This is a genomic window from Vibrio sp. Y176 (genome assembly GCF_033438945.1).
In genome coordinates this window covers 1-508 of sequence record NZ_JAWOQS010001230.1, presented here as the reverse complement: position 1 = coordinate 508, position 508 = coordinate 1, and the positions used below count along the sequence as shown (strand labels likewise).

At 48.6% G+C, this 508-nt stretch carries 2 pseudogenes; both read right to left on the bottom strand.

Features of this window, described 5'->3' with window-relative positions:
* Nucleotides 1–255 (bottom strand): annotated as a pseudogene (locus R7O13_RS31130) (hypothetical protein); the annotation flags it as partial.
* A pseudogene (locus tag R7O13_RS31125) lies at nt 248–508 on the bottom strand (IMP dehydrogenase); the annotation flags it as partial. The pseudogenes R7O13_RS31125 and R7O13_RS31130, both read right to left, overlap by 8 nt.

The window sequence follows — 508 nt, the reverse complement described above, 5'->3', positions numbered from 1 at the left end:
TTGGCTTAGCTCGAAGCTTGGACGTGTATTTGATTGCCAGCTCGGCCCAGCGAGCGCTACGCAGGCAATCGCCCAAGCCAAGCCCCAAATCGTAAAATAGGGTTTGGACTGGGTGGTCTGCCCAAGCATTTTGGCGAGGTGCGGGGCAATCAGCGCGGATTTTTTCGCTCTAAATTTTTGATTAATCAGGAGTACGAAGGGGATTGCTATCAGTCCCAGTAACCAATATGGGTTAAGGAAAGTAAACTCAGCCATGTTTTCTCCTTAGCAGGAACAACAACATAGAAAGCACTAAAGCTGCACTCAATGGATATGGGAACCATTCGGACTGAGGCCGCCAAGTTTGGGTATCGCTTGATACAGGTTCCAGTTTGTTGATTGTGTCGTATATCTTTTCAAGTTGTTCGGCATCTCGCGCACGGAAGTACTGTCCGCCAGTCATTTCTGCAATCTTCGTGAGCGTTTGTTCATCAAGGTCGGCTGCGGTGTCGACCTTACGAGTCATAAA